This is a genomic window from Kitasatospora sp. NPDC041917 (genome assembly GCF_055589745.1).
The window spans coordinates 107754-132448 of the sequence record NZ_JBVJBI010000010.1 but is presented as its reverse complement, the minus strand read 5'-3'; the positions used below and the strand labels follow the sequence as shown (position 1 = coordinate 132448).

At 75.3% G+C, this 24695-nt stretch carries 16 protein-coding genes and 1 pseudogene; 12 read left to right on the top strand and 5 right to left on the bottom strand.

Annotation, left to right across the window (positions count from 1 at the left end; all coding sequences use genetic code 11):
• The first annotated feature begins 94 nt into the window (after positions 1–94).
• The 6 genes and pseudogenes from ACZ6EM_RS14995 to ACZ6EM_RS14970 all read left to right on the top strand — a co-directional run bounded on the left by ACZ6EM_RS14995 (position 95) and on the right by ACZ6EM_RS14970 (position 9526).
• Positions 95–1726: a succinic semialdehyde dehydrogenase gene (locus tag ACZ6EM_RS14995; protein ID WP_401053375.1), complete on the top strand. Its 1632-nt coding sequence runs from the start codon at positions 95–97 to the stop codon at positions 1724–1726.
• A gap of 118 nt (positions 1727–1844) precedes the next feature.
• Positions 1845–3677, top strand: a complete 1833-nt coding sequence (locus ACZ6EM_RS14990; RefSeq protein WP_465772524.1) for a GMC oxidoreductase — start codon at positions 1845–1847, stop codon at positions 3675–3677.
• Between the two features lie 276 nt (positions 3678–3953).
• Positions 3954–5648 (top strand): hypothetical protein, encoded by a 1695-nt coding sequence (locus tag ACZ6EM_RS14985; protein ID WP_452179509.1) that lies wholly within the window; start codon positions 3954–3956, stop codon positions 5646–5648.
• A 1019-nt stretch (positions 5649–6667) separates the two neighbouring features.
• Positions 6668–8263, top strand: a complete 1596-nt coding sequence (gene guaA / locus ACZ6EM_RS14980; protein WP_380548910.1) for a glutamine-hydrolyzing GMP synthase — start codon at positions 6668–6670, stop codon at positions 8261–8263.
• Between the two features lie 213 nt (positions 8264–8476).
• Positions 8477–9010: pseudogene (locus ACZ6EM_RS14975) on the top strand (DoxX family membrane protein); the annotation flags it as partial.
• A gap of 42 nt (positions 9011–9052) precedes the next feature.
• Positions 9053–9526, top strand: a complete 474-nt coding sequence (locus tag ACZ6EM_RS14970; RefSeq protein ID WP_452179512.1) for a QcrA and Rieske domain-containing protein — start codon at positions 9053–9055, stop codon at positions 9524–9526.
• 74 nt (positions 9527–9600) lie between these two features.
• On the opposite strand, the gene ACZ6EM_RS14965 is transcribed toward ACZ6EM_RS14970, so the two are convergent.
• Together ACZ6EM_RS14965 and ACZ6EM_RS14960 are read right to left on the bottom strand one after the other, a co-directional pair.
• On the bottom strand, positions 9601–9810 hold the full coding sequence (locus ACZ6EM_RS14965; RefSeq protein ID WP_359911252.1) for a hypothetical protein: 210 nt from the start codon (positions 9808–9810) through the stop codon (positions 9601–9603).
• A complete protein-coding gene (locus ACZ6EM_RS14960; protein ID WP_465772523.1) occupies positions 9807–11303 on the bottom strand; it encodes a PspC domain-containing protein in 1497 nt (498 codons plus the stop codon). Before ACZ6EM_RS14960 ends, ACZ6EM_RS14965 begins: the two co-directional genes overlap by 4 nt.
• A gap of 263 nt (positions 11304–11566) precedes the next feature.
• On the opposite strand from ACZ6EM_RS14960, the gene ACZ6EM_RS14955 reads away from it, so the two are divergent.
• The 3 genes from ACZ6EM_RS14955 (at position 11567) to pcrA (ending at position 16418) form a co-directional block, all read left to right on the top strand.
• On the top strand, positions 11567–12901 hold the full coding sequence (locus ACZ6EM_RS14955) for an ATP-binding protein (protein ID WP_452179511.1): 1335 nt from the start codon (positions 11567–11569) through the stop codon (positions 12899–12901).
• Entirely contained in the window at positions 12894–13622 is a 729-nt protein-coding gene (locus ACZ6EM_RS14950) for a LuxR C-terminal-related transcriptional regulator (RefSeq protein ID WP_401052299.1), read from the top strand. Before ACZ6EM_RS14955 ends, ACZ6EM_RS14950 begins: the two co-directional genes overlap by 8 nt.
• Before the next feature lie 183 nt (positions 13623–13805).
• On the top strand, positions 13806–16418 hold the full coding sequence (gene pcrA, locus ACZ6EM_RS14945) for a DNA helicase PcrA (RefSeq protein WP_465772522.1): 2613 nt from the start codon (positions 13806–13808) through the stop codon (positions 16416–16418).
• A gap of 6 nt (positions 16419–16424) precedes the next feature.
• Here the strand turns inward: pcrA and ACZ6EM_RS14940 are convergent, their stop codons facing one another.
• Positions 16425–17225 carry a M23 family metallopeptidase gene (locus ACZ6EM_RS14940; RefSeq protein WP_401052302.1) on the bottom strand — a complete coding sequence of 267 codons (801 nt, stop codon included), beginning with the start codon at positions 17223–17225 and terminating at the stop codon, positions 16425–16427.
• Positions 17226–17547: 322 nt separating this feature from the next.
• On the opposite strand from ACZ6EM_RS14940, the gene ACZ6EM_RS14935 reads away from it, so the two are divergent.
• Positions 17548–17952, top strand: coding sequence for a cobalamin B12-binding domain-containing protein (locus ACZ6EM_RS14935; RefSeq protein ID WP_224285525.1), 405 nt, complete (start codon positions 17548–17550; stop codon positions 17950–17952).
• Between the two features lie 115 nt (positions 17953–18067).
• On the opposite strand, the gene ACZ6EM_RS14930 is transcribed toward ACZ6EM_RS14935, so the two are convergent.
• Positions 18068–19648, bottom strand: coding sequence for a DUF5691 domain-containing protein (locus ACZ6EM_RS14930; RefSeq protein WP_465772521.1), 1581 nt, complete (start codon positions 19646–19648; stop codon positions 18068–18070).
• Positions 19649–19693: 45 nt separating this feature from the next.
• Complete coding sequence (locus ACZ6EM_RS14925) at positions 19694–20995, bottom strand: SWIM zinc finger family protein (RefSeq protein WP_465772520.1); 1302 nt, start codon at positions 20993–20995, stop codon at positions 19694–19696.
• A gap of 178 nt (positions 20996–21173) precedes the next feature.
• Between ACZ6EM_RS14925 and ACZ6EM_RS14920 the strand changes: the two genes are divergently transcribed.
• A complete protein-coding gene (locus ACZ6EM_RS14920; protein ID WP_465772519.1) occupies positions 21174–22256 on the top strand; it encodes an ATP-binding protein in 1083 nt (360 codons plus the stop codon).
• Complete coding sequence (locus tag ACZ6EM_RS14915; protein WP_465772518.1) at positions 22253–24631, top strand: DUF5682 family protein; 2379 nt, start codon at positions 22253–22255, stop codon at positions 24629–24631. The genes ACZ6EM_RS14920 and ACZ6EM_RS14915 overlap by 4 nt, the downstream gene beginning before the upstream one ends.
• Positions 24632–24695: the final 64 nt, after the last annotated feature.

Below are 24695 nucleotides of genomic sequence, written 5' to 3'. Positions count from 1 at the left end.
GGGACCGGGCGGGGCGCCCGCTTTCACCCGACTGCGGCAGATTCTTGTTACCGACGGGTACCGGACCGGGCGCCGAACGCCTAGGCTGCGCCGTATGTCGGACCTCACAGCAGACGCAGTGGCCACCGAACACCCCGGCACGGGCAACCCGGCGGCACCCGGCGGCGCGCGGACCGTCGCCGCGGCCGTCCCGCCGTCCCTGGTCGCCAAGCTGGCGACCGGCGTCACCGCCACCGGCGAGCCCGACCTGGTGGAGACCGTCGCCCCGCTGACCGGCGAGCGGCTGGCCAGCCTGCCGCAGTCCACCCCGGCCGACGTCGAGGTCGCCTTCCAGCTGGCCCGCCGCGCCCAGGCCGCCTGGGCCGCGCTGCCGGTGCGCCGCCGGGCCGCCGTCCTGCTGCGCTTCCACGACCTGCTGCTCAAGCGGCAGGACGAGGTGCTGGACCTCGTCCAGGCGGAGACCGGCAAGGCCCGGCTGCACGCCTTCGAGGAGGTGCTGGCCGTCGCCATGGCCGCCCGGCACTACGGGCGGGCCGCGCACCGGTACCTCCGGGACAAGCGGCGCGGCGGCGCGCTGCCGGTGCTCACCCAGGCCGTCGAGGCCCGCCGGCCCAAGGGCGTGGTCGGCCACATCTCGCCGTGGAACTACCCGCTGGAGCTGTCCGTCGGCGACGCCCTGCCCGCCTTCGTGGCCGGCAACGCGGTGGTCAACAAGCCCGACACCCAGACCGCGCTGACCGCGCTGTGGGCCCGCGAACTGCTGATCGAGGCCGGGCTGCCGGCCGACCTGTGGCAGATCGTGATCGGCGACGGCCCGGTGATCGGCCCCGCCGTGGTGGAGCACGCCGACTACGTCTCGTTCACCGGCTCCACCCGTACCGGCCGCGACGTCGCCCAGCGCGCCGCCGCCCGGCTGGTCGGCGCCTCGCTCGAACTCGGCGGCAAGAACGCCATGCTGGTGCTCGCCGACGCCGACCTCGACGCGGCCGCCGCCGGCGCCGTACGGGCCTGCTTCTCCTCCGCCGGACAGCTGTGCATCTCGATCGAGCGGCTGCTGGTGCACCGCTCGGTGGCCGACGAGTTCCTGGAGCGCTTCGCCGCCCGCACCCGGGCGCTGCGCCTCGGTGGCGGCCTCGCGTACGGCGCCGACATGGGCTCGCTGGTCTCCGTCCGCCAGCTGGAGACCACCACCCGGCACGTCGACGAGGCGGTCAAGGCGGGCGCCACCGTGGTGGCCGGCGGACGGGCCCGGCCGGACCTCGGCCCGTTCTTCTTCGAGCCGACCATCCTCGACGGCGTCACCCCGGACATGGCGGTCTGCGCCGAGGAGACCTTCGGCCCGGTCGTCTCCGTCTACCGCTTCGACACCGACGAGGAGGCGGTGGCCGCCGCCAACTCCACGCCGTACGGCCTCAACTCCAGCGTCTGGACCAGGGACGTGCGGCGCGGCCGGACGGTCGCGGCCCGGCTGCGCACCGGCACGGTCAACGTCAACGAGGCGTACGCCGCCGCGTACGGCTCGATTGCCTCGCCGATGGGCGGGATGGGCGACTCCGGGCTGGGCCGCCGGCACGGCGCCGAGGGCATCCTGCGCTTCACCGAGGCGCAGACCATCGCGACCCAGCGGCTGATGCCGATCGCGCCCTCGTTCGGCCTGGACGACAAGCAGTTCGCCGCGGTGATGACCGGCGGCCTGCGGGCGCTCAAGGCGCTGCGCTTCAAGTAGGCCCGCTTCACGCAGGCCCGCTTCGTGCGGGCCCGGGCGGCGGGCCGGGCCCCGCAGTGCGCGCGGGCCCGGCCCGCCGCCCCACAGACAGGTTCACCCGGCGAAGGAGCGGTGGCAGATGGTGCAGTCCGGCGGTGCGGCGGAGTTCGACTACGACGTGGTGGTGGTCGGGTCCGGCTTCGGCGGTTCGGTCGCGGCGCTGCGGCTGACCGAGAAGGGCTACCGGGTCGCCGTCCTGGAGGCCGGGCGGCGCTTCGACCGGGACGAACTGCCCAGGAACTCCTGGGACCTGCCGAACTACCTGTGGGCGCCGCGGCTCGGGCTGTACGGAATCCAGCGCATCCACCTGCTGGCCAACGTGCTGATCCTGGCCGGCGCCGGGGTCGGCGGCGGCTCGCTGAACTACGCCAACACCCTGTACGTGCCGCCGAAGGCCTTCTTCGAGGACCGGCAGTGGCGCCACATCACCGACTGGCAGCAGGAGTTGGCGCCGTTCTACGACCAGGCGCAGCGGATGCTCGGGGTCCGGCTCAACCCGACCCTCACCCCGTCCGACGTCCACCTCAAGGCGGCCGCCGAGCGGATGGGCGTCGGCGACACCTTCCACATGGCGCCGGTCGGGGTCTTCTTCGGCGACGGCGAGGACGCCGGGGGCACCTCCCGGACGGAGTCCGGGGGAGGCACGGCCGAGGCGGCCCCGGGGGGCGAGGTGGCCGACCCGTACTTCGGCGGCGCCGGCCCGGCCCGCAAGGCCTGCGTGGAGTGCGGCGAGTGCATGACCGGCTGCCGGCACGGCGCCAAGAACATGCTCACCGAGAACTACCTGTACCTGGCCGAGAAGGGCGGCGCGGAGATCCACCCGCTCACCACGGTGGCCCGGATCCGGGAGATCGGCGGGGCCGACGGGGACCGGGGCTTCGCCGTGGACGTGCGCCGCACCGACGCGCGCTCGAAGACCGACCGGGTGAAGGCGGGCGCGCGGACCATCACCGCGGCCCGGGTGGTCGTCGCGGCCGGCACCTACGGCACCCAGTCGCTGCTGCACCGGATGCGGGACGGCGGCCACCTGCCCCGGATCTCGGAGCGGCTGGGCGAGCTGACCCGGACCAACTCCGAGGCCCTGGTGGGGGCGCAGACCACCGACCGGCGCTACGGCGCCAAGGCGGACTTCACCAAGGGCGTGGCGATCACCTCCTCGATCCACCCGGACGCCAACACCCACATCGAGCCGGTCCGCTACGGCAAGGGCTCCAACGCGATGGGCGCACTGTCCATCGCCCAGGTCAGGGGCGGCGGAACGCTCCCGCGCTGGCTGCGCTACCTGGGCAACTCGGCGCTCCACCCGGTGACCTTCGCCCGCTCGATGAACCAGCGCCGCTGGTCCGAGAAGACGATCATCGGCCTGGTGATGCAGTCGCTCGACAACTCGATCACCGTCTCGCTGCGGAAGGGCCCGCTCGGCAACGCCCGGCTCACCTCCGCCCAGGGCCACGGCGAGCCCAACCCGACCTGGATCCCGGCGGCCGAGCGCGGCGCCCAGGCGCTGGCCGACGAGATCAACGGCTTCCCCGGCAGCACCGTAGGCGAGATCTTCGACATCCCGATGACGGCGCACTTCCTGGGCGGCTGCCCGATCGGCGACGCCCCCGGGACCGGCGTGGTGGACCCGTACCACCGGCTGTACGGCTACCCGGGCATCAGCGTGGTGGACGGTTCGGCCGTCTCCGCCAACCTGGGAGTCAACCCCTCGCTCACCATCACGGCCCAGGCCGAGCGCGCCCTGTCGATGTGGCCGAACAAGGGCGAGGCGGACCCGCGCCCGGCCCAGGGCGAGGAGTACCGGCGGGTCGCGGCGGTGGCGCCGGTGCGGCCGGCCGTGCCCGAGGGCGCGTTCGGCGCGCTGCGGCTGCCGCTGCTGCCCGTCCCGGAGGTCCCGAAGAAGCGCGGCTGAACCCGGTCCGGCGGGCCAATCCGCCTGCGCCGGTTCCCGGTTGACAGCCGTTCGGGTCCGATGGGATAAACGGGCTCCCTGGGGCGGCCAGGAACTCGTCGAGCGGGGGGAACGCGGGCCATGGCCAACTGCACATCGTGCGGGGCGACTTCGGCGGAGGGGGCGCCCGCCTGCGGGTCGTGCGGCCGGCCGTTCGCGCCCCCGGCCCCGCCGACCGTCCCGCCGGCCGCCGTCCCGCCGCCACCTCCGGGTGCGGCTGCGCCCGTTCCGCCGTCCGTGCCGCCGCCCGGGTACGGTCCACAGCCGGGGTACGGGCCCGCGGCCGCGGCCCCGCCCGCCCTGGGCAGCTGGGGTGCCGGGCAGTCGTACGACAGGCAGCCCGCCCTCCAGCGCCTGCTGACGGCCGCGGACTGGCGCCCGGCGGCCAGGGCGGCCGTCGCGCCGACCCTCGTCCTGCTGGCCGTGGCGCTGGTCGCGGCGGTCCCCGGCGACTACCAGTACCAGTACCGGTTCGAGGCGCCCGGCTTCGGCGAGCGCTTCGGCGCGATGCTGTCGATGACCCTGAACGCGCTCGGCGCGCCGTTCCGGCTCGCCTACCAGGGCTCGGTGGGCCGGGGTCCGGGCGGCTGGACCGAGACCGTCCGGGTGCTGCCGATGACCGTCACGGTCCTGTGGTGCCTGGCGCTCTGGCTCGGCCTGCGGGCCGGGCTGCGCCGGCGCAAGGCGGCCGAGGGCCAGCTGACCCGGGGCCAGGCCGCCGCCGAGGCGATGCGCACCGCGGCGGTCCTCGCGGCGGTGAGCCTGGCGCTCGGCCTGGTCGGCGGTACGGACTGGAGCCCGGACGGCCGCGGCGTGAAGTCCGACTACTTCGACTCCCGAGGGAAGCCGGAGCTGCTGGTCACCGCGGACTCCGGCTGGCTGGAGGCGGTCGCCTGGACCGTGGTGCCGGCCGCCCTGCTGGCCTTCCTGGTGTACGGCACCGACGCGCTGCGCTGGGCGGCCTGGCGCAGCCGCTCGGTGCGCGGCTGGGCGGTGGCCGCGCTGACCGCCGGCCAGGCGCTCGCGGTCTCGGTGGGGCTGTCCTCGGTGGCGGCCTTCCTGCTGGTCGCGCTGAACAGCGACGACGGGGCGTTGACCGGGGTCTCGCTGGCCTTCCTGCCCAACCTCGGCCTCGGTCTGCTCGGCTTCGGCTCGGGGGCGGGCTTCCGGACGCACACCGGTCTGTCCGGTGACGGCGGCGGCTCGTGGCGCGACCGCAGCAACGACACCGAGTTCTCCTTCTTCGACCTGCGGGACCTGGGCGCCGACTGGCGCTGGGCCGGCCTGGCCGCGCTCGTCGCGGCGGGCGTGCTCGGCTGGGCGGCGTACCGGCGGCGCCTGGACGCGACCGACCGGCTGCGCCTGGCGGCCCTGCACGCCGGGGCGCTCACCCTGCTGATGGCGCTCTCCGGGGCGCGGTTGGTGGAGACCACGTCCATGGCGGGCTGGACCGAGACCGCCCGGATGGAGTTCTCGCAGGAGTCCTCGGCCGGGCTGGTGTTCCTGGGCACGCTGGTGGCCAACGCGGTCTGGGCGCTGGTCGGCGCCCTGCTGGTGCCGCCGCTGCTGGTGGCCGTCCGCGACCGGGGCGCGGGCGCGCCGAACGGCGCGGTGCCGTACGCCGAGTCCCCGTTCGCCCGTGCCCAGGGCGGCGCGCCGCACCCGGCGACGGTGCCGCCGCAGGTGCCGTACGCGACGCCGCCGCACGGCGTTCCGGCGCAGCAGGGCGGTCCGGTGCCGGGGTACGGCGGGCCGGCGCGGGCCGTCGTGCCGCAGGACGCGCCGTTCGACTCCGGGGGCGGGGTGAGCGAGGTGCTCGACTCGCACGAGGAGCCGCCCGTCCCGGCCGGCGGGGCGCCGGTGCCCGGCGCGGTGCCGCCGCCCCCGGCCGAGGAGCCGGTCGACCCGAGCGTCTGGCGCAAGCACCCCTGACCCGGGCGGCCGTCGGGGTGCCGGAGGCCGGGAGCACGGTGCCGGAGGCCGGGAGCACGGGGAAAGGGCAAAGGGCCCCGCGGGGGAACGGGGCCCTTTGTCGTTCAGCACTCGGCGTCAGGGCCGCGCCGGTGCTGGGGTGACGGCGCCGGGGGAGGAGCGCCGTCGTGTCGGTCGGCTTCGGGGTGCGCCGCAAGGCTCCGGCGTGGGTGGCCGGCCGTGCGGGGCGCGCACCTCCGTGCGCGGCGGGTCGGCACGCAGGTCTGCGCCGGTCCCACGCTCACGGAGCGTGAACTGACAATCGCTGCCACCGCCCTGCGGCGCGGCTGCGGAGAACGCCGTCGCGGGCCTCCTCGGTGGGCCGTGAGGCGCCAGGAGAACCGCTTACAACGAGCATCGTGCTGGACAAGGGGCTCGCTCTGCAACCGGTTCGGCACAGTTCGGCACAGAGCATTTCCCGACGGGGCCGCCATCGATGATCACGGTGCGTAGTGGTTCGGATGGTTGTGGCGCACGGGGACGCGCGTAGCGGCACGAGGTGGACGGGGGAGTGCGCCCGGGCGCGCACCGGAACGGACCGGGGGTGCGACGGCCGGTCCCGGGCGTCCCCGGACTCCGGCCGTCCCACCTCTCGGCCCAGTCGCGGCCGGGGTCGCTGTCCCCTGCTCGCCGGCCGCGGCACCCGCGCACGGTCCCACGGAGCCGCGCGCCCGGCGGACCGGGCGGCGGCACCACGTGCGCCGGTGGACTGGGGTGGAGCTCCACGCGTGGTCCTGCTGCCGTACGGTGCCCCCGCGGGGACGGGCGGCGCGTCTGGCGGACGCGGCGCGGCCGTACGTTCGTCAGAAGCAACGAACCGCGGCCCCGCCCGGTCACGGTTCATTGGACGGGCAGACGAGTGAAACCGGACAGCCCGGTAGAATCGGTGTCCAGACACCCCACACCGTCCGCCGCAGCCGCAGTCCCGCCGGGGAGGCGGCCACGCGTGACACCTCGATACCGCTGCCGGAAGGCCGTCTGTGTCCTCTGCAATTCCCGTCCAGTCCGCGCCGGACAACGACCCCGTCCTGGTGGTCGACTTCGGCGCCCAGTACGCCCAGCTCATCGCCCGTCGGGTGCGTGAGGCGCGGGTCTACAGCGAGATCGTGCCGAGCAGCATGCCGGTCGCCGAGATGCTCGCCAAGAACCCCAAGGCGATCATCCTCTCCGGTGGCCCCTCGTCGGTCTACGAAGACGGCGCGCCGCAGATCGACCGCGCGATCTTCGAGGCCGGTGTCCCGGTCTTCGGCATGTGCTACGGCTTCCAGCTGATGGCCAAGAGCCTCGGCGGCACCGTCGACAACAACGGCGCCCGCGAGTACGGCCGCACCCCGCTGACCGTCTCCCGCACCGGCTCCACCCTGTTCGAGGGCGTCCCGGCGCAGCACTCGGTGTGGATGTCGCACGGCGACGCCTGCTCCGCCGCCCCGGAGGGCTTCGCCGTCACCGCCTCCACCGACCTGGTCCCGGTCGCGGCCTTCGAGAACGACGAGGCCCGGCTCTACGGCGTCCAGTACCACCCCGAGGTGCTGCACTCCGACCACGGCCAGCAGGTCCTGGAGCACTTCCTCTACCGCGGCGCCGGCATCGCCCCGACCTGGACCACCGGCAGCGTGGTCGACGAGCAGATCGCCCTGATCCGCGAGCAGGTCGGCGACAAGCGCGCGATCTGCGGCCTGTCCGGCGGCGTGGACTCCGCGGTCGCGGCCGCCCTGGTCAACAAGGCCATCGGCGACCGGCTGACCTGCGTCTACGTCGACCACGGCCTGATGCGCAAGGGCGAGACCGAGCAGGTCGAGAAGGACTTCGTGGCCGCCACCGGCGTCCAGCTGAAGGTCGTCGACGCCGCCGAGCGCTTCCTGAACGCGCTGAAGGGGGTCACCGACCCCGAGGAGAAGCGCAAGATCATCGGCCGGGAGTTCATCCGGGTCTTCGAGCAGGCCCAGGCCGAGATCGTCGCCGAGGCCGGCGAGCAGGGCGAGTCGGTCGACTTCCTGGTCCAGGGCACCCTGTACCCGGACGTGGTGGAGTCCGGTGGCGGCACCGGCACCGCCAACATCAAGTCCCACCACAACGTCGGCGGCCTGCCCGAGGACCTCCAGTTCCAGCTGGTGGAGCCGCTGCGCAAGCTGTTCAAGGACGAGGTCCGGATGGTCGGCCAGGAGCTGGGCCTGCCGGAGGAGATCGTCCAGCGCCAGCCGTTCCCGGGCCCGGGCCTGGGCATCCGGATCGTCGGCGAGGTCACCAAGGAGCGTCTGGACCTGCTCCGCGACGCCGACGCGATCGCCCGCGAGGAGCTGACCGCGGCCGGTCTGGACCGCGAGATCTGGCAGTGCCCGGTCGTGCTGCTCGCCGACGTCCGCAGCGTGGGCGTGCAGGGCGACGGCCGCACCTACGGCCACCCGATCGTGCTGCGCCCGGTCTCGTCCGAGGACGCCATGACCGCCGACTGGTCGCGCCTGCCGTACGACGTGCTGGCGAAGATCTCCACCCGGATCACCAACGAGGTCCGCGACGTGAACCGCGTCGTCGTCGACGTCACCAGCAAGCCGCCGGGCACCATCGAGTGGGAGTGATCACTCCCGCCGGCCGCCGGGACGCTTCTTCGTCCTGAGGCCGATGCCTGAACGGTCGCGCCGTCGTTCCCGTACTGGAGGGAGCGACGGCGCGACCGTTTGCGGTGCGGGCGTCGCTCTCCGGGAGGACCTCCCACCGAAAGCGGCCGGGAGCGGGCAGAATGCGGACCGGACCTGTCAGGGACTGGCAGGCGGCGAGGGAAGGTGTGAGGGATGTCGGAGGCCAGCAACTCGGTGCCGGCCGGTGGCGGCGCGGCCGGCCGGGCCGCCAGGGCGGCGCGACTGCGGGCGCTCGCGTCCACGTACGCGCTGCTGCCTCTGCGGCTCTTCCTCGGCGTCACCTTCGTCTACGCCGCGCTCGACAAGCTCTCCGACGCCCACTTCCTGGCCGGGGCGGGCGACCCGGCGTCCTTCGTCTCGCAGACCCAGGCCGCCAAGGCGGGCGGAAGCCCGATCTCCTTCCTGCTCGGCCCCGCCCTCGACCACCCGACCCTGTTCGCGCTCGCCGTCGCCTTCGGCGAGCTGGCGGTGGGCCTGGGCACCCTGCTCGGCCTCTGGGGCCGGGTCGCCGCGCTCGGCGGCGCGCTGCTCAACCTCAGCCTGTGGCTGACCGTCAGCTGGAGCGTCTCGCCGTACTACCTCGGCAACGACCTGGCCTACCTGATGGCCTGGACGCCGCTGCTGCTGGCCGGCACGCCGTACCTGTCGGTGGACGGCTACCTGGCCCGCCGGGCCGGACGGGACCGCGCGCGCGGGCTGGGCGAGGACCACGTCAAGCGCCGGGCCCTGGTGGACGGCGGGATCGCGGCCGTCGCGATCGGCGGGGCCGGGCTGCTCACCGGCTCGCTGACCCGGACCTTCGGCCGGGACAAGCCGGCCGCGCCCGAGCCGTCGGCGGCCCCGGTCTCCGCCGTCCCGTCCGCCGCGGCCCCGGCCTCCGGCGCCCCGGCGACGGCGCCCACGGTGCCCGCCGCGAGCGTGCCGGTCGGCGGCTCGGCCCAGGTCAAGGACCCGGCCACCGGGGACGCCGTCTACATCGTCCAGCCCAAGGCCGGCCAGTACTGCGCCTTCTCCGCGGTGTGCACCCACTCCGGCTGCGCCGTGGACGCGCCGAAGAACGGCCAGCTGTACTGCCCCTGCCACGGCTCCCGGTTCGACGCCGCGACCGGTGCGGTGGTCAACGGGCCGGCGGTCAAGCCGCTGCCCAAGTACGCCGTCAGCAAGGACGGGGACCGGCTGGCCCTGGGCCCGCAGCAGAGCTGAGGGCCCGGAGCCGGGCTGAGGGCCCGGAGCCGGTCAGGGGCGGCCCGGGACGTCCGGGGGCCTGCCCCGGACGCTCACTCCTCGCGGTCGGGCCGGCCGCGCCGGGCCACCGCCGCGACCGCGCCGGCCAGGCCGCCGACACCGAGCACGATGAAGGTGACCGGGATGACGATCCGCCCGTTCACCGACTGGTCGTTGAGCGCCGCGACCAGGTAGAGCACCGCGAGTACGGTGAACAGCGCGCCCGCGATCAGCGAGAACAGGTCGAGCCGGTGCTTCCTCACTGCTGGACCACCTTGATGTTGCCGAGCCCGATGCCGAGTTCGAGATTGAGGGTCCCCTTGGCCGGCTGCCCGTTGGCAGGGCCGATCAGGTAGGTGTGCCGCCCGGTGCCGTCGCTCCGCTCACCCGGGACGGTGACGTTGCCCAGGCCGACCCGGGTCACCAGGTTCACCGTGATGTCGTCCGGCACGGTGACCGTCATGTCGCCGGTTCCGAGGTCGACCTTGGTGGCGAGGGTGGCCCCCGCCGGGTCGAGCGCGGAGAGGTCGAGCCTGATCTGCCCGGCGCCCAGGTTGTACCGGTCGCGCAGGTCGGTCGCCGAGGCGACGGTCCAGTCGCGATCGCCGACGGCGTTGCGCATGGAGTCCGGTGAGTGGCCGACGAAGGCCAGCGCCAGGGTGAGCAGCAGGCCGGTCACCGCCAGCCGGCGGGCCCGGCCGAACTTCGCGCCGACCAGCAGCGTCAGGCCCACCACCAGCAGCGCGGCGGCCAGCACCGTCGCACCCAGCACGGTGGGGTCGTGGTGGTCGGCGGAGGCGGCCCAGACCGCGGCGCCCGCGCCGATCGCCAGCAGGAAGCCGAAGAAGCCGAGCGCCGAGCGCTCCCGGGGGCGCCGTACGGCGGCGGGCGCGGGGCGTCGCCCGGGGTGCTCCTTGCGCAGCGGGTCGCCCTGCGGCAGGTCGGCGCGCTGCCACCAGGGCCGGGCCGGGCCACCGGCCGGCGGCACCGGGGTGCCGAACGGCGGGGTCGGGGTGCCGAAGGGCGGTGTCGGGGTGGCCGAGGAGCCGCCCCCGTACGGATTGCGCTCGGGGTGGCGGGGGTCCCACAGGTAGCCGCCGGCGCCGGGGGCCGGGCTGTCGGCGGGGCCCTTTCCGGCGGCCCGGGCGGACTCGTCCTGCTCCGGCCGCGGCCAGCGGTAGGCCCCGGCGCTCCCGGCGCCCGCCGCGCCGCCGGTGACCCCGGTGACCCCGGTGCCCTCGGACCCGTCGGACCCCGGGAAGTGGCGGTCGTACGGCCCGCCGCCGCGGCGGTCGCGCCCCCGGCCGCGGCCCCGGCGGCGCTCCGGGTCGTAGCGCACCGCCAGGAAGACCAGGGCGGCGAGCAGCAGCAGCGGGAACATCTGGTCCCCGTCGCCCATCGAGGAGAAGAACACCCCGGTGCCGATCACGGTCAGCAGAACCGCGCCGACCGACTGGCCGTCCACCCGCCCGGTGAGCACCCGCTGGAGCTCGGTGCGCCCGCCGCGGCCCTTGGACTCGTCGTCGGTCGGGACGATCAGCCAGGCCAGGCCGTACAGGAACAGCCCGAGGCCGCCGGAGAGGCAGAGCACCACCGTGACGATCCGGAAGACCACCGGGTCGATGTCCAGGTGCCGGCCGAGGCCGCCGCAGACGCCGGCCACCACGCGGTGGTGCTCGGCCCGGGTCAGTGGCGGGCGGTCCGGTTCCGGCGGGGCGGCGGGCCCGGCCTCCTCGATGCGGGGGTCCTCGGTCATGGGCACCATCCTTCCGGCAGGGGCGGGCCCGGCCCAACCGGGTCGATCCCTGTCCGTACCCTGACTTGTCCCTGATACGCGATGGGGACACACCCTGATGCGCCCGTGGGCGCGCGCGTGGAACCATCGGTGCCGTGGCAGCCCCCGGTACCGATCCCCGACCCACCGCCCCCGACGCCGCGTCGTCGGCCGGCGCCGACCCGAGCGCGCCCGACGACGGGAGGCCGCCCTACCGGCGGCTCTACCGCAGCCCGCAGGGACGGATGCTCGGCGGCGTCGCGCACGGCCTGGCGGTGCACCTCGGGCTGCCGGTGCGGTGGGTGCGGATCGCCTTCGTCGTGCTGTTCTTCGCGCAGGGGATCGGCGCCCTGCTGTACGCCGCGTTCTGGTTCGTGGTGCCGATCGGCATCGGCGAGCCCTCGCAGCGCGGCGGCGCCCAGTGGGTGTACGTCAACGGGGTGTTCGTCCCGGCCTCGCCCGGGGTGCAGGGCGGCCTGCTGAGCAAGGGCGGCCAGGCCGGCGGCTGGGTGGCCCGGATGCGCCGGCTGCTCCAGCACACCCTGCAGGGCGAGCCGGTGGGCTCCCCCGCGGAGGGGGAGGAGGCGGCGCCGGCCGGCAAGGCCGGGCAGGGCGGCCTGGGCCAGCTCGCCGCCCTGGTGATGACGGTGATCGGCCTGATCGCCCTGCTCAACGTGCTCGGCCTGCAGACCGCCAAGCCGTACACCTGGCCGCTGCTGGCGATCGGCGTCGGCGTGGCGCTGGTCTGGCGGCAGGCCGACGACTCGCGCTGGCAGCGCTGGTTCGGCATCGAGGAGGGCGAGAAGCGGCGCGGCGCCTACACCCGGGTCGGCGCCGGCGTGCTGCTCGCGGTGGCCGGCACCATCGCGCTGCTCGCCATGCAGGGCAGCGGTTCCACGCTCGGCTCGGTGGTCGAGGCCTCGCTCGCGGTGCTGGCCGGCGTGCTGGTGCTGCTGGGCCCGTACGGACTGCGGCTCTGGCAGGACCTCGGGGCCGAGCGCACGGCCCGCATCCGCGCCCAGGAGCGGGCCGAGATCGCCGCGCACATCCACGACTCCGTGCTGCACACCCTGACCCTGATCCAGCGCCGGGCCGAGGACCCCAAGGAGGTGCTGCGGCTGGCCCGCTCGCAGGAGCGCGAGCTGCGGCTGTGGCTGTACCGCCCGGAGGCCGCCGCCGAGGCCGCGCCGGACACCATGGCGGAGAGCCTGCGGGCCGCCGTCGCCGAGGTCGAGGACCGGCACGGCGTCCCGGTGGAGCTGGTGATCGTCGGCGACTGCCCGATGGACGAGAGGATCGCGGCACAGATGCAGGCCGCGAGGGAGGCGACCGTCAACGCGGCCAAGTACGGTGGCGGGGGACCGGTCCAGGTCTACGCCGAGGTGGAGGGGAGGACGGTGTCGGTGTTCGTCCGCGACCACGGCCCCGGCTTCGACCCCGACACGGTGCCCGAGGACCGGATGGGCGTACGGGAGTCGATCATCGGCCGGATGAAGCGCAACGGCGGCACCGCTCGGGTGCGGCCGGCGGCGGGCGGCGGCACCGAGGTCGAGTTGGAGATGGAGAGAGCGGATGACTGAGGCAGCTCCGGAGCGTTCTGCGCGGGTCGTGCTGGTGGACGACCACCGGATGTTCCGGACGGGGGTCAGGGCCGAGATCGGCCGCACCGAGGTGACCGGAATCGACGTGGTCGGCGAGGCCGACGACGTGGACTCGGCGGTCCGCGTGGTCGCCGAGACCAGGCCGGACGTGGTGCTGCTCGACGTCCACCTGCCGGGCGGCGGCGGCGTCGAGGTGCTGCGCCGCTCGGCCGGGGTGATGGGCGAGGGGTCGGGCGGTGCGGCGCGCAGCGCCTCGGACAAGAGCGGTGGCGAGCGACGGGAGGGCGTGAAGTTCCTGGCGCTGTCGGTGTCGGACGCCGCCGACGACGTCATCGGCGTCATCCGCGGCGGCGCGCGCGGCTACGTCACCAAGACCATCACCGGCGCCGACCTGGTGAACGCGATCTTCCGGATCGCCGACGGCGACGCGGTGTTCTCGCCCCGGCTGGCCGGCTTCGTGCTGGACGCCTTCGCCGCGACCGACACCCCGCCGGTGGACGAGGACCTGGACCGGCTCACCCAGCGCGAGCGCGAGGTCCTGCGGCTGATCGCCCGCGGCTACGCCTACAAGGAGATCGCCAAGCAGCTCTTCATCTCGGTGAAGACGGTCGAGAGCCACGTCTCCGCGGTGCTGCGCAAGCTCCAGCTGAGCAACCGCCACGAACTGACCCGCTGGGCCACCGCCCGCCGTCTGGTCTGAGGTCTGAGGCTCTGAGGCTCTGAGGCTCCGAGGGGCCGAGGCGCCCGGTCCGGGGCGTCCGGCGCCCTCGAAGGCCGGTGCGGTCCCGTCCGACCGGCCCGCACCGGCCCGCACCGGCCCGCGCCGGCCCGGTCGCCCGGGGCGGGCGGGCTTGTCGGCGGGTGGCCATAGACTCGATGTGCCATGAGTAGCCTCTTTGACGACCTTCCGCTCCCCGGTTTCGAGGCACCCGCCGCCGGGTCGAAGCAGCCCGCCGCTCCCCTCGACGAGGAGCCCCCGCCGTACGACGACGACGTTCCGTACGACGCGTACGAGGAGGCCATCCCGGACGGGCTGTTCCGGACCGACCACTCCGCCGAGGCGGAGCGGGACGCCTGGTACCGCAACGGCGCCGCGCGGACGGTGGTGGACCCGGCGCAGCTGCTGGAGGGGATGAACGACCCGCAGCGCGAGGCGGTGCTGCACGCGGGCTCGCCGCTGCTGATCGTGGCCGGCGCCGGCTCGGGCAAGACCCGGGTGCTGACCCACCGGATCGCCCATCTGCTGGGCGCCCGCGGGGTGCAGCCGGGGGAGATCCTGGCGATCACCTTCACCAACAAGGCGGCCGGCGAGATGCGCGAGCGCGTCGAGGCGCTGGTCGGCCCGCGCGCCCGGGCGATGTGGGTCTCCACCTTCCACAGCGCCTGCGTGCGCATCCTGCGCCGCGAGTCCAAGCAGCTGGGCTTCACCTCCAGCTTCTCGATCTACGACTCGGCGGACTCGCAGCGGCTGATGTCGCTGGTCTGCCGGGACCTCGACCTGGACCCGAAGCAGTTCCCGCCGAAGTCCTTCACGGCGAAGGTCAGCAACCTCAAGAACGAGCTGATCGACGAGGAGACCTTCGCCGACCAGGCCGCCAACCCGATGGAGAAGAAGCTCGCCGAGGCGTACGCGCTCTACCAGCGGCGGCTGCGCGAGGCCAACGCGCTGGACTTCGACGACATCATCATGACGACGGTGAACCTGCTGCAGGCCTTCCCCGACGTCGCCGAGCACTACCGGCGCCGGTTCCGGCACATCCTGGTCGACGAGTACCAGGACACCAACCACGCCCAGTACATGCTGGTCAGGGAGCTGAGCGGGGGCTCCGTCGCGGCCGCGCCCAGGCGCACCGCGGACGGCGACCTCGTGAACCCGGCGGCCGGGCGGCTCGCCGAGGTGCCGCCGGCCGAGCTGTGCGTGGTCGGCGACGCGGACCAGTCGATCTACGCCTTCCGCGGCGCGACCATCCGCAACATCCTCCAGTTCGAGGAGGACTACCCGAACGCGACCACGATCCTGCTGGAGCAGAACTACCGCTCCACCCAGACCATCCTGAGCGCCGCCAACGCCGTCATCGAGCGCAACGCCAACCGCCGCGAGAAGAAGCTGTGGACGGCCGGCGAGCACGGCGAGAAGGTCATCGGCTACGTCGCGGACGACGAGCACGGCGAGGCCCAGTTCATCGCCGACGAGATCGACCGGCTCACCGACAAGGGCGAGGCCAAGCCCGGCGACGTCGCGATCTTCTACCGGACCAACGCCCAGTCCCGCGTGTTCGAGGAGGTGTTCATCCGGGTCGGCCTGCCGTACAAGGTGGTCGGCGGGGTGCGCTTCTACGAGCGCAAGGAGGTCCGGGACGTCCTGGCGTACCTGCGGGTGCTCTCCAACCCGGAGGACACCGTGCCGCTGCGCCGGATCCTCAACGTGCCCAAGCGCGGCATCGGCGAGCGGGCCGAGGCGATGATCGACGCGCTGGCCGCGCGGGAGCGGATCTCCTTCGCCCGGGCGCTGGTCCAGGTCGACGAGGCCTACGGGATGGCCGCGCGCTCGGCCAACGCCGTCAAGAAGTTCAACACCCTGATGGCCGGGCTGCGCCAGGTCGTCGAGTCGGGCGCGGGCCCGGCGGCGGTGCTGGAGGCCGTCCTGGAGGAGACCGGCTACCTGGCCGAGCTCCAGGCGTCGACCGATCCGCAGGACGAGACCCGGGTGGAGAACCTCCAGGAGCTCGCCTCCGTCGCCCTGGAGTACGAGCAGGACCCGGGCGAGCGGCCGGACGGCGACGCCGAGGGCACGCCGCCGGTCGGCTCGCTCGCCGACTTCCTGGAGCGGGTCGCGCTGGTCGCCGACTCCGACCAGATCCCGGACGACGACGAGAACGGACAGGGCGTCATCACGATGATGACCCTGCACACCGCCAAGGGCCTGGAGTTCCCGGTGGTCTTCCTGACCGGCATGGAGGACGGGATCTTCCCGCACATGCGGGCGCTCAACCAGGTCAAGGAACTGGAGGAGGAGCGCCGGCTCGCGTACGTCGGGCTCACCCGGGCCCGCGAGCGGCTGTACCTGACCCGCTCGGTGCTGCGCAGCGCCTGGGGGCAGCCGGCCTACAACCCGGCCTCGCGGTTCCTGGAGGAGATCCCGGAGACGCTGGTGGAGTGGAAGCGCACCGGGGCCGCGCAGGCGCCGGTCCAGCGCGGCTACTCCTCCGGCTCGTCCTGGGGCAGGTCCTCGTCCGGGGGCGGCGGTTCGCGGTCCTCGTCGACGGCGGCCGCGCCGAAGGCGGGCTGGGGGCAGTCGGCCCGGCGCGGCGGCCGGACGGTGGAGCGCGAGGCCGTCTCGCTCGCGGTCGGCGACCGGGTCACCCACGACAGCTTCGGGCTGGGCACGGTGATGGCCGTCACGGGCGCCGGCGACCGGGCGCAGGCCACCGTCGACTTCGGTGCCGAGGGCCGCAAGCAGCTGCTGCTGCGCTACGCGCCCGTCGAGAAGCTGTAGGGCGGCTCAGCGCGGGTCCAGCCCGTTCGCGAGGAACCAGGGCAGCGGGTCGATCGGTCCGCTGCCCTGCGGCCGGATCTCGAAGTGCAGGTGCGGGCCGGTGCTGTTGCCGCTGGTGCCGACGAAGGCGATCACGTCGCCCTGCTTCACCGGGCCCTTGCGCACCTTGTACGCCCGCAGGTGGCAGTACCAGGCCTCGGTGCCGTCGGGCATCTTGAGGATCGTCATGTAGCCGTAGAACGGGTTCCACTGGGTGCGCAGGGTGCCGTCGGTCACGGCGTAGACCTCGGAGCCGCCGTCCACCGGGAAGTCGATGCCGGTGTGCCGGTTGGCCCAGTGGGTGCCGGCCTCGCCGAACTGTTCGCCGAGACCGTGCCGGGCGACCGGCATGACCACCTTGGGCCCGACCGGCTCGGGCGCCGGCTCGGCGGTGGGCTGCGCGGTGGGGGCCTCGGTGGGCTGGGCGCCGGCCAGCGGCAGGCGGGCGTCGCCGCGCGAGGCCTGGGTCGGCGCGCCGGCCGCCACCGCCTGGGCCGCCGCCTGAGCGGCGGTGGTGTCCGGGGCGTTGTCGGCCGCGGTCCGCGGCACCTGTCCGGCGGCCTGGGCGCGCTGCTGGTCGGCCTCCCCCTGCACCGTGATCGCCGCCGCCGCGGCCACCCCGAGCGCGGCCACCGACGGCAGCGCGACCCGCAGCAGCGCCGTCCGGGTGGCCGCCCTGGCGGCGCCGCGGCGCTGGGCACGGGACTGCTCGCGGGCGGCGAGGCGCAGCTCCGCGCGGGTCGGACGGGCGGCTGCATCGGGAGCCATCGGGGGCTGCCTCCTCGGTGGGCCTCGGACGTCGTCGGGCGGGGGAAGACAGCCGTGACTGTAGCTCCCTGGCCGACGCCCCGGAAAAACCTCCGGATGTCAAGGGGGCGGCCGGGGGGTCTGTGCGGAGGTTGCGGGGAGGAGGGGTAGGCCCGCCGGTGGCAAGGCCCGGAGCTGTGACTTTGCCCTCCTCTTGGGAGGTGGCACGGTCAACCGTGCCGGGTGGCGCTAACCTCCCCTCAGGTTGGTTATTGACCGTTAACCGCGCCGGCGGCCCACGAGGCCCGGTCGGATGGTGGACGACGACGTCCAGGAGGCAGTCATGAGTGTGTCGGGGCCGATCCGTGTGGTGGTCGCCAAGCCCGGGCTCGACGGTCACGACCGTGGTGCCAAGGTCATCGCGCGCGCCCTGCGCGACGCCGGTATGGAGGTCATCTACACCGGACTGCACCAGACGCCCGAGCAGGTCGTCGACACCGCGATCCAGGAGGACGCGGACGGCATCGGGCTGTCCATCCTCTCCGGCGCCCACATGACGCTGTGCGCGCGGGTCCTGGAGCTGCTGAAGGAGCGCGACGCGGAGGACATCAAGGTCTTCTGCGGGGGGATCATCCCGGACGAGGACATCGCCGAACTCAAGGCGATGGGTGTCGCGGACATCTTCACCCCGGGCACGCCGACCCGCGACGTGGTCGCCTGGGTCGAGTCGAACCTGCGGGCCGGCTGAACCACCGCGCGTCGAGCGGGCCGCCCCTCCCGGGGCCGGCCCGCTCCGCCGTTCCGGGGCCCGGAAAGCCCCGGAAAGCCCCGGAAAGCCGACGGGCCGGCCCGTCGGCCCCGGCTCAGCCCGCCAGCTCCGCGAGCATCGCCGCCCGGAAGCGCAGGGTGCCGGCCAGCCGGGCGAAGGTCTCGGACCACGCGGAGTCCGGGGCGGCCCCGGCGGCCAGCTCCTCCACCGCGGCGGCCGTCTCCGGGGCGAGCGCGCGCTCCGTCATCCCGAGCACCCCGCTGTGGCTCCACGGGTACGCCCCGGAGGCCGCCGCCCGGGCCAGGGCGGTCACCACGGCGGTGGACAGCGGTGGCGTCCACGGGGTGGCGCAGGCGCCGAGCAGCTGGAAGGCCTCGCCCAGCCCGTGCGCCGTGATGAACGCCGCCGTCCAGACGGCCCGCTCCTCCGGCGGGAGGACGGCCAGCAGCTTGGCCGGGGCGCCGGTGGCGCGCGCCGCGCGGGCCCGCGCACTGCGCCCGGACGGGGCCGGGCCGAGCAGCGCCCGGGCCCAGTCGGCGTCCTGCTGGCGGACGGCGGCCCGCGCCCAGGCCTCCCGCAGGTCGTCGGCCCAGCTGCTGCTGGTCTCGTCGATGCTGTCGCCGACCCGCAGGGCGAGCAGCTGCTCGGGCGTCAGCCCGGTGCTCTCCGGCCAGAGCGACAGCGGCGCGGCGGCCACCACCTCGCCGAACCACCAGGCCCGTTCGCCGCGCCCGGTGGGCGACTTGGGCGCGATCCCGTCGCGCTGCATCTGCGCGTCGCACTCGGCGGGCGGGGTGACCAGCAGATGCGTGCCGGTGCCGGCGAGCCGGACGGCGGCCCGCGCCCGCTCGGCCATCCGGCGGGCCAGGGCCGAGCCGGGCAGGGTGGAGAGCAGTTCGGCGGCGGTGGCCCGGACGTTCTTGCTCCGGTCGCCGAGGGCGGCCTCCAGGAACGGTTCGTCGGCGGGGGAGAGGCCGTCCTGGAGGGCGTCCAGGAAGAGCAGGCGGTCCTCGGCGCGCTCGGTGGACCAGGTGCCGCGCAGCAGTTCCAGGCCGGCCGCCGGGTCGCGGCGGCGCAGCAGCGTGAGGTGGGTGACCCGCTCGGCGAACAGGCCCTCGTGCCAGAGCCGGTCGTCCGTCGGCCGTTGCGGCAGGTCGGGGGCGGTGGTGCGCAGCACGAACCGCCAGTCGGGGTTCTGCTCGGCCAGCCAGCGGCCCGGCGGACCGGCCAGGGCCACGGCGTCGGGGCGCAGTTCGCTGCGGGCGCGGGCGGCGTCGAGCAGGCCGGGTATCAGCGCCGCGGGCGGGCGCAGGCCCCGGGCCCGGGCGGTGGTGAGCCACTGCGGCAGCAGCTCGGCCAGGTTGGCCAGGGTGCCGCCGCCGCTGCCGGCCCGCCCCGAGAGCAGGACGGCCAGCCGGCGGGCGGCCGGCTCGGGCAGCTCCGGGCGGGTGTCCTCGGCCGCGGGCGGGCCGGGCGGCCCGGCGGCCGGTACGGGCAGCGCTCCGGCCCGGCGGCGGACGGCGGCCAGTGCGGCCAGCTCCAGCAGGGCGGTGGCCGGGTCGCCCCGGTCCACGGCGTCCGCGAGCGGCAGGGCGGTGGCCGGGAGCGGGCGGCGGTCGGTGCCGAGCAGCGCGCTGGTGTGCAGGGTCTCCCACGGGTCCTGGGTGATCGTCATGCCGGGTTCTCCTGGGGAGTGTCCGGGGCGTGTCTGGGGCACGCCCTACGCGTTGGTGAGGCCGACCGGGCGTCGGCCGGCGGCCCAGGCCGTGACCGGGGCGAAGCCCTGGTGGCCGTACTCGCCGAAGACCGTCAGCGGGCGGCCGGTGGAGACGGCGGCCAGCCGCCACAGGGCCGTCTCCGGGACGGTCGAGGCGCGGACCGGCACGGTGTGGTGGCCGTCCGTCAGGAACCAGCCGTCCGGGGTGCGGACCGGGACGACGTCGCCGAGCACGGTCGGCCGGCTCTCCAGCCACGGGTCGTCGGCGACGGCGGTGCCGTAGCCGGCCACCGCCTCGGCGACGGTGAGCCCGGCGGGCGGTTCGGCGGGGCCCGGCTCGGGGGCGCCGTAGCGCTCGCCGAGGGTGGCGCGCAACGGGTGGGCGCCCGGGTGGTAGGCGAGGTCGGCCTCCACCAGGCGGCCGGTGGGCAGGGCGAGGGCGGGGGCCTGGCCGGTGCGGCCGAAGGAGAGCAGCAGCGCCGGGCGGCCGGTCTTGGCACCGCGCAGCCAGATCCGGCGGGTGATGAGCCGCTCGTCCGAGGTGTCGCGGCTGCCGAGCACCAGCCAGCGGTCGCGGACGGTCGGGCCGGCCAGCACCTCGTTGCTCTCCACGGTGTAGCCGACCCGGGTGCGGACGGTGGCGGCCAGCTCGGCGGGCAGCTCGTCCAGCCGGGTGGCGGCGGTGGCGAGCAGGTGCAGCATCGCGTACTCCTCCAGCAGCCGCTCCTGCGGCAGCGCGTCCAGTTCGCGGACCCGGGCGGCCAGGCCGGGGGCCTGTGCGTCGACCATCCGGGCGGCGACCTCCTCCCAGGGCCCGGCGGTGGACTGGTCGGCGAGGCCGTGCCGGACCCGGTCGGCCAGCCGCAGCCGCAGCTCGGCCGCGCCGGCCGCGACCCGGGCGCCGCGCCGCTCGGCCCGGCGCCGGGCGCCCTCCGGATCGACGACCTGCTCCTTCACGCGCTTCTCGGCGCGCTCCTGGCGGGACGTGAGCCACTCGGCCACCCAGTCGGCGGGCTCCCCGGCCGGGACGGCCTGCGGGGTTCCGCTCCACAGCAGGAGGAGCCCGAGCGCGTGCTTGCACGGGAACTTCCGGCTGGGGCAGCTGCACTGGTAGGCGGGCGTGGCGAGTTCGATCGCGGTGCGGTACGGCGTGCGGCCGCCGCCCTTGCACTCGCCCCACAGCGCGGTGCCGTCGGTGCCGGTGCCGGACCACGGCGCGGGCGCGGACAGCTTGCCCGCAGCCTTCTGCGAGGCGGCGTCAGGTGCCAGGGACAGGACGTGTTCGGTGCTCCAGCGTTCCTCCATGCGACCGACCGTAGGCGGCGGCACTGACATCGGCTGACGGCCCGTCCGGGGCCCCGCCGGGTTGTCAGTGGCTCGGTGCAGGGTTGGTTCCACAGGCCGGGACGCCGACCTGGCTCCCCCCGATCACCCTTGCGCCCGGGGCACCCGTGTGCCCGGCGGCAGACCCGAAGGAGCCCCCATGACCGACGTTCTGCGGCAGCACGCCGAGGACGCGTTCGCCGGCGAACTGGCCGCGCTGGCCGCACAGGACGACCGGCCGCGTCCCGAGCGCTGGAAGCTCTCGCCGTGGGCCGTGGCGACGTACCTGCTCGGCGGCGACCTGCCCGACGGCACCCGGATCACCCCCAAGTACATCGGCCCGCGCCGGGTCGTCGAGGTCGCCGTGACGACCCTGGCGACGGACCGCGCGCTGCTGCTGCTCGGCGTGCCGGGCACCGCGAAGACGTGGGTGTCCGAGCACCTGGCGGCGGCGATCAGCGGTGACTCCACGATGCTGGTGCAGGGCACCGCCGGCACCCCCGAGGAGGCCGTCCGGTACGGCTGGAACTACGCCCAGCTGCTCACCCGCGGGCCCAGCCGGGACGCCCTGGTGCCCTCGCCGCTGATGCGGGCAATGGCCGAGGGCAGGATCGCCCGGGTCGAGGAGCTCACCCGCATCCCGGCCGACGTGCAGGACAGCCTGATCACCATCCTGTCGGAGAAGACGCTGCCGATACCGGAGTTGGGCTCCGAGACGCAGGCGGTGCGCGGCTTCAACGTGATCGCCACCGCCAACGACCGCGACCGCGGTGTCAACGAGCTGTCCAGCGCGCTGCGCCGCCGCTTCAACACCGTGGTGCTGCCGCTGCCGGGCTCGCTGGACGAGGAGGTCGACATCGTCACCCGCCGGGTCAACCAGCTCGGCCGCTCCCTGGAACTGCCCGAACTGCCCGGCGGCGCCGAGGAGATCAGGCGCGTGGTCACCGTCTTCCGGGAGCTGCGGGCCGGGATCACGGTGGACGGCCGGACGAAGGTCAAGACCCCGAGCGGCACCCTCTCCACCGCCGAGGCGATCTCGGTGGTGACCAACGGACTCGCGCTGGCCACCCACTTCGGCGACGGCGTGCTGCGCGCCGGGGACGTGACGGCCGGCATCCTCGGCGCCGTCGTCCGCGACCCGGTGGCGGACCGGGCGGTCTGGCGCGAGTACGTCGAAGGGGTGGTGCGCGAGCGCGACGGCTGGAAGGACTTCTACCGCGCCGCCCGTGAGGTGGGGGCATGACGGCGCCCGAGGTCGCCCTGCTGGGCATCCGCCACCACGGCCCCGGCTCGGCCCGGGCGGTCGCCGCCGCGCTGGCGCAGTGGCGGCCGGACGCGGTGCTGATCGAGGGCCCGCCGGAGGCCGACGGCATCGTCCACCTGGCCGCGGAGAAGGACCTGGTCCCGCCGGTCGCGCTGCTCGCCCACGCGGTGGACGACCCGGCGAAGGCCGCCTTCTGGCCGTACGCCGAGTTCTCCCCGGAGTGGGTGGCGATCCGGCACGCCGTGGAGCACGACCTGCCGGTCCGCTTCATCGACCTGCCCGCCGGGCACGGCTTCGCGCCGGCCCCGGAGGAGGACGCGGAGGGGACGGCCGCCGAGGAGGAGGAGGACGCCGGGCCGGTCGCCGACCCGCTGGCGCTGCTCGCCGAGGCGGCCGGGCACGACGACGCGGAGCGCTGGTGGGAGGACGTGGTCGAGCACCGCGCGCCCGGCGACGACGCGCTGGCGCCGTTCGCCGCCGTCGCCGAGGCGATGGGCGCGCTGCGCGCGGAGGGCCTCGGCGAGTCCCGCCGGGACCTGCTGCGCGAGGCGTACATGCGCCAGCAGATCCGTGCCGCCCGCCGCGCCGGGCACCGCAGGATCGCCGTGGTCTGCGGGGCCTTCCACGTCCCGGCGCTGGAGCGGATGCCCACCGTCGCCCACGACCGGGCGCTGCTCGCCGCACTGCCGAAGAAGGTGCGGACGGACATCACCTGGGTGCCGTGGACGCACCGCCGGCTCTCCCAGGCCACCGGTTACGGCGCGGGTGTGCAGTCACCCGGCTGGTACCACCACCTGTTCACCACCGACGGTGACCCGGTGCCGCGCTGGCTCACCCGGGCGGCCGACCTGCTGCGCGCCGAGGACCACCCGGTCTCCTCCGCGCACGTGATCGAGGCGGTCCGGCTGGCCGAGACCCTGGCCGTGCTGCGCGGCCGCCCGCTCGCCGGGCTGACCGAGACCCTGGACGCCGTGCGCGCGGTGCACTGCGAGGGCTCGGACGTCGCCCTGGAGCTGGTCCGGGACCGCCTGGTGGTCGGCGACGCGCTCGGCGAGGTCCCGGACGCCGCACCGGCGGTGCCGCTCCAGCGCGACCTGACCCGGTTGCAGCGCTCGCTGCGGCTCAAGCCCGAGGCCGCGCCGAAGGACGTCGACCTCGACCTGCGCAAGGACACCGACGCGGCCCGCTCCCGGCTGCTGCACCGGCTGCGGCTGCTGGGCGTGGACTGGGGTGTGCCCGCGCGCTCCTCGGTGAACTCGACCGGGACGTTCCGGGAGAGCTGGCGGCTGTGCTGGCAGCCCGAGTTCGCGGTCCGGATCGCCGAGGCCGCCCAGTGGGGCACCACGGTCGAGGAGGCCGCGGCCAACAAGGCCGTCGGCACCGCCCGCGCCGCCGGGGAACTCGCCGAGCTGACCGGCCTGGTGGAGACCTGCCTGCTGGCCGGGCTGTCCGGCGCACTGCCCGCCGTGATGCGGGTGCTCGCCGACTGCGCGGCCCTGGACACCGACGTCGCGCACCTCGCGGGCGCGCTGCCCGCACTGGTCCGCGCGCTGCGCTACGGCGACGTGCGCGGCACCGACCACGGCGCGCTCGCCGAGGCGGCCGCGGGCCTGGCCGAGCGGATCTGCGTGGGACTGCCGCCCGGCTGCGTCGGCCTGGACGCGCAGGGGGCGGAGGCGATGCGCGGCCGCCTCGACGAGGTGCACGGCGCGATCGGCCTGCTGGCCGCCGATCCCGGCGACGTCACTGCCGTCGGCACCACCACGGCCGACACCATCACCGCCGCCGGCACCGCGCCGGACCCGGACGGCCTGGCCGGCCTGGCCGACCGCTGGGCCGCCGCCCTGGGCTCGCTGGCCCGCCGCGAGCCGGCCGGCGGACCGGCCACCGGCGCCCCCGGGCTGCTGCGCGGCCGGGCCGCGCGGCTGCTGCTGGACGACGGCCGGCTCGACTCCGCGGCGGCCGGCCGACGGCTTCGGCTGGTGCTCTCCGCCGCCAACGCCCCGGCCGACGCGGCCGGTTGGGTCGAGGGCTTCCTGACCGGCGGCGGCGCCCTGCTGCTGCACGACCCGCGGCTGCTCGCCCTGCTGGACGAGTGGCTGACCGGGGTGAGCGGCGAGGCCTTCACCGACGTCCTGCCGCTGCTGCGCCGCACCTTCGCCGGACTGGAGGCGGGCGTGCGCACCACCATCGGCGGCCGGGTCGCGGCCGGCCCGCTCGGTGAGCCGCCGGCCGTCGACGCCGCGGCCGGTGAGCTGGACCGGGCCCGCGCCGACGCCGCCGTCCCGGTGGTGGCCCTGCTGCTCGGGATCCGCCCGAGGATCCCCCGGCAGGCCGCCGGCCGCGACACCTGACACCCGCCGCGGTGGCACCCACCGCACCGAACGCCTGCCCCACCGCAGGACCCGCTGAAGGAGG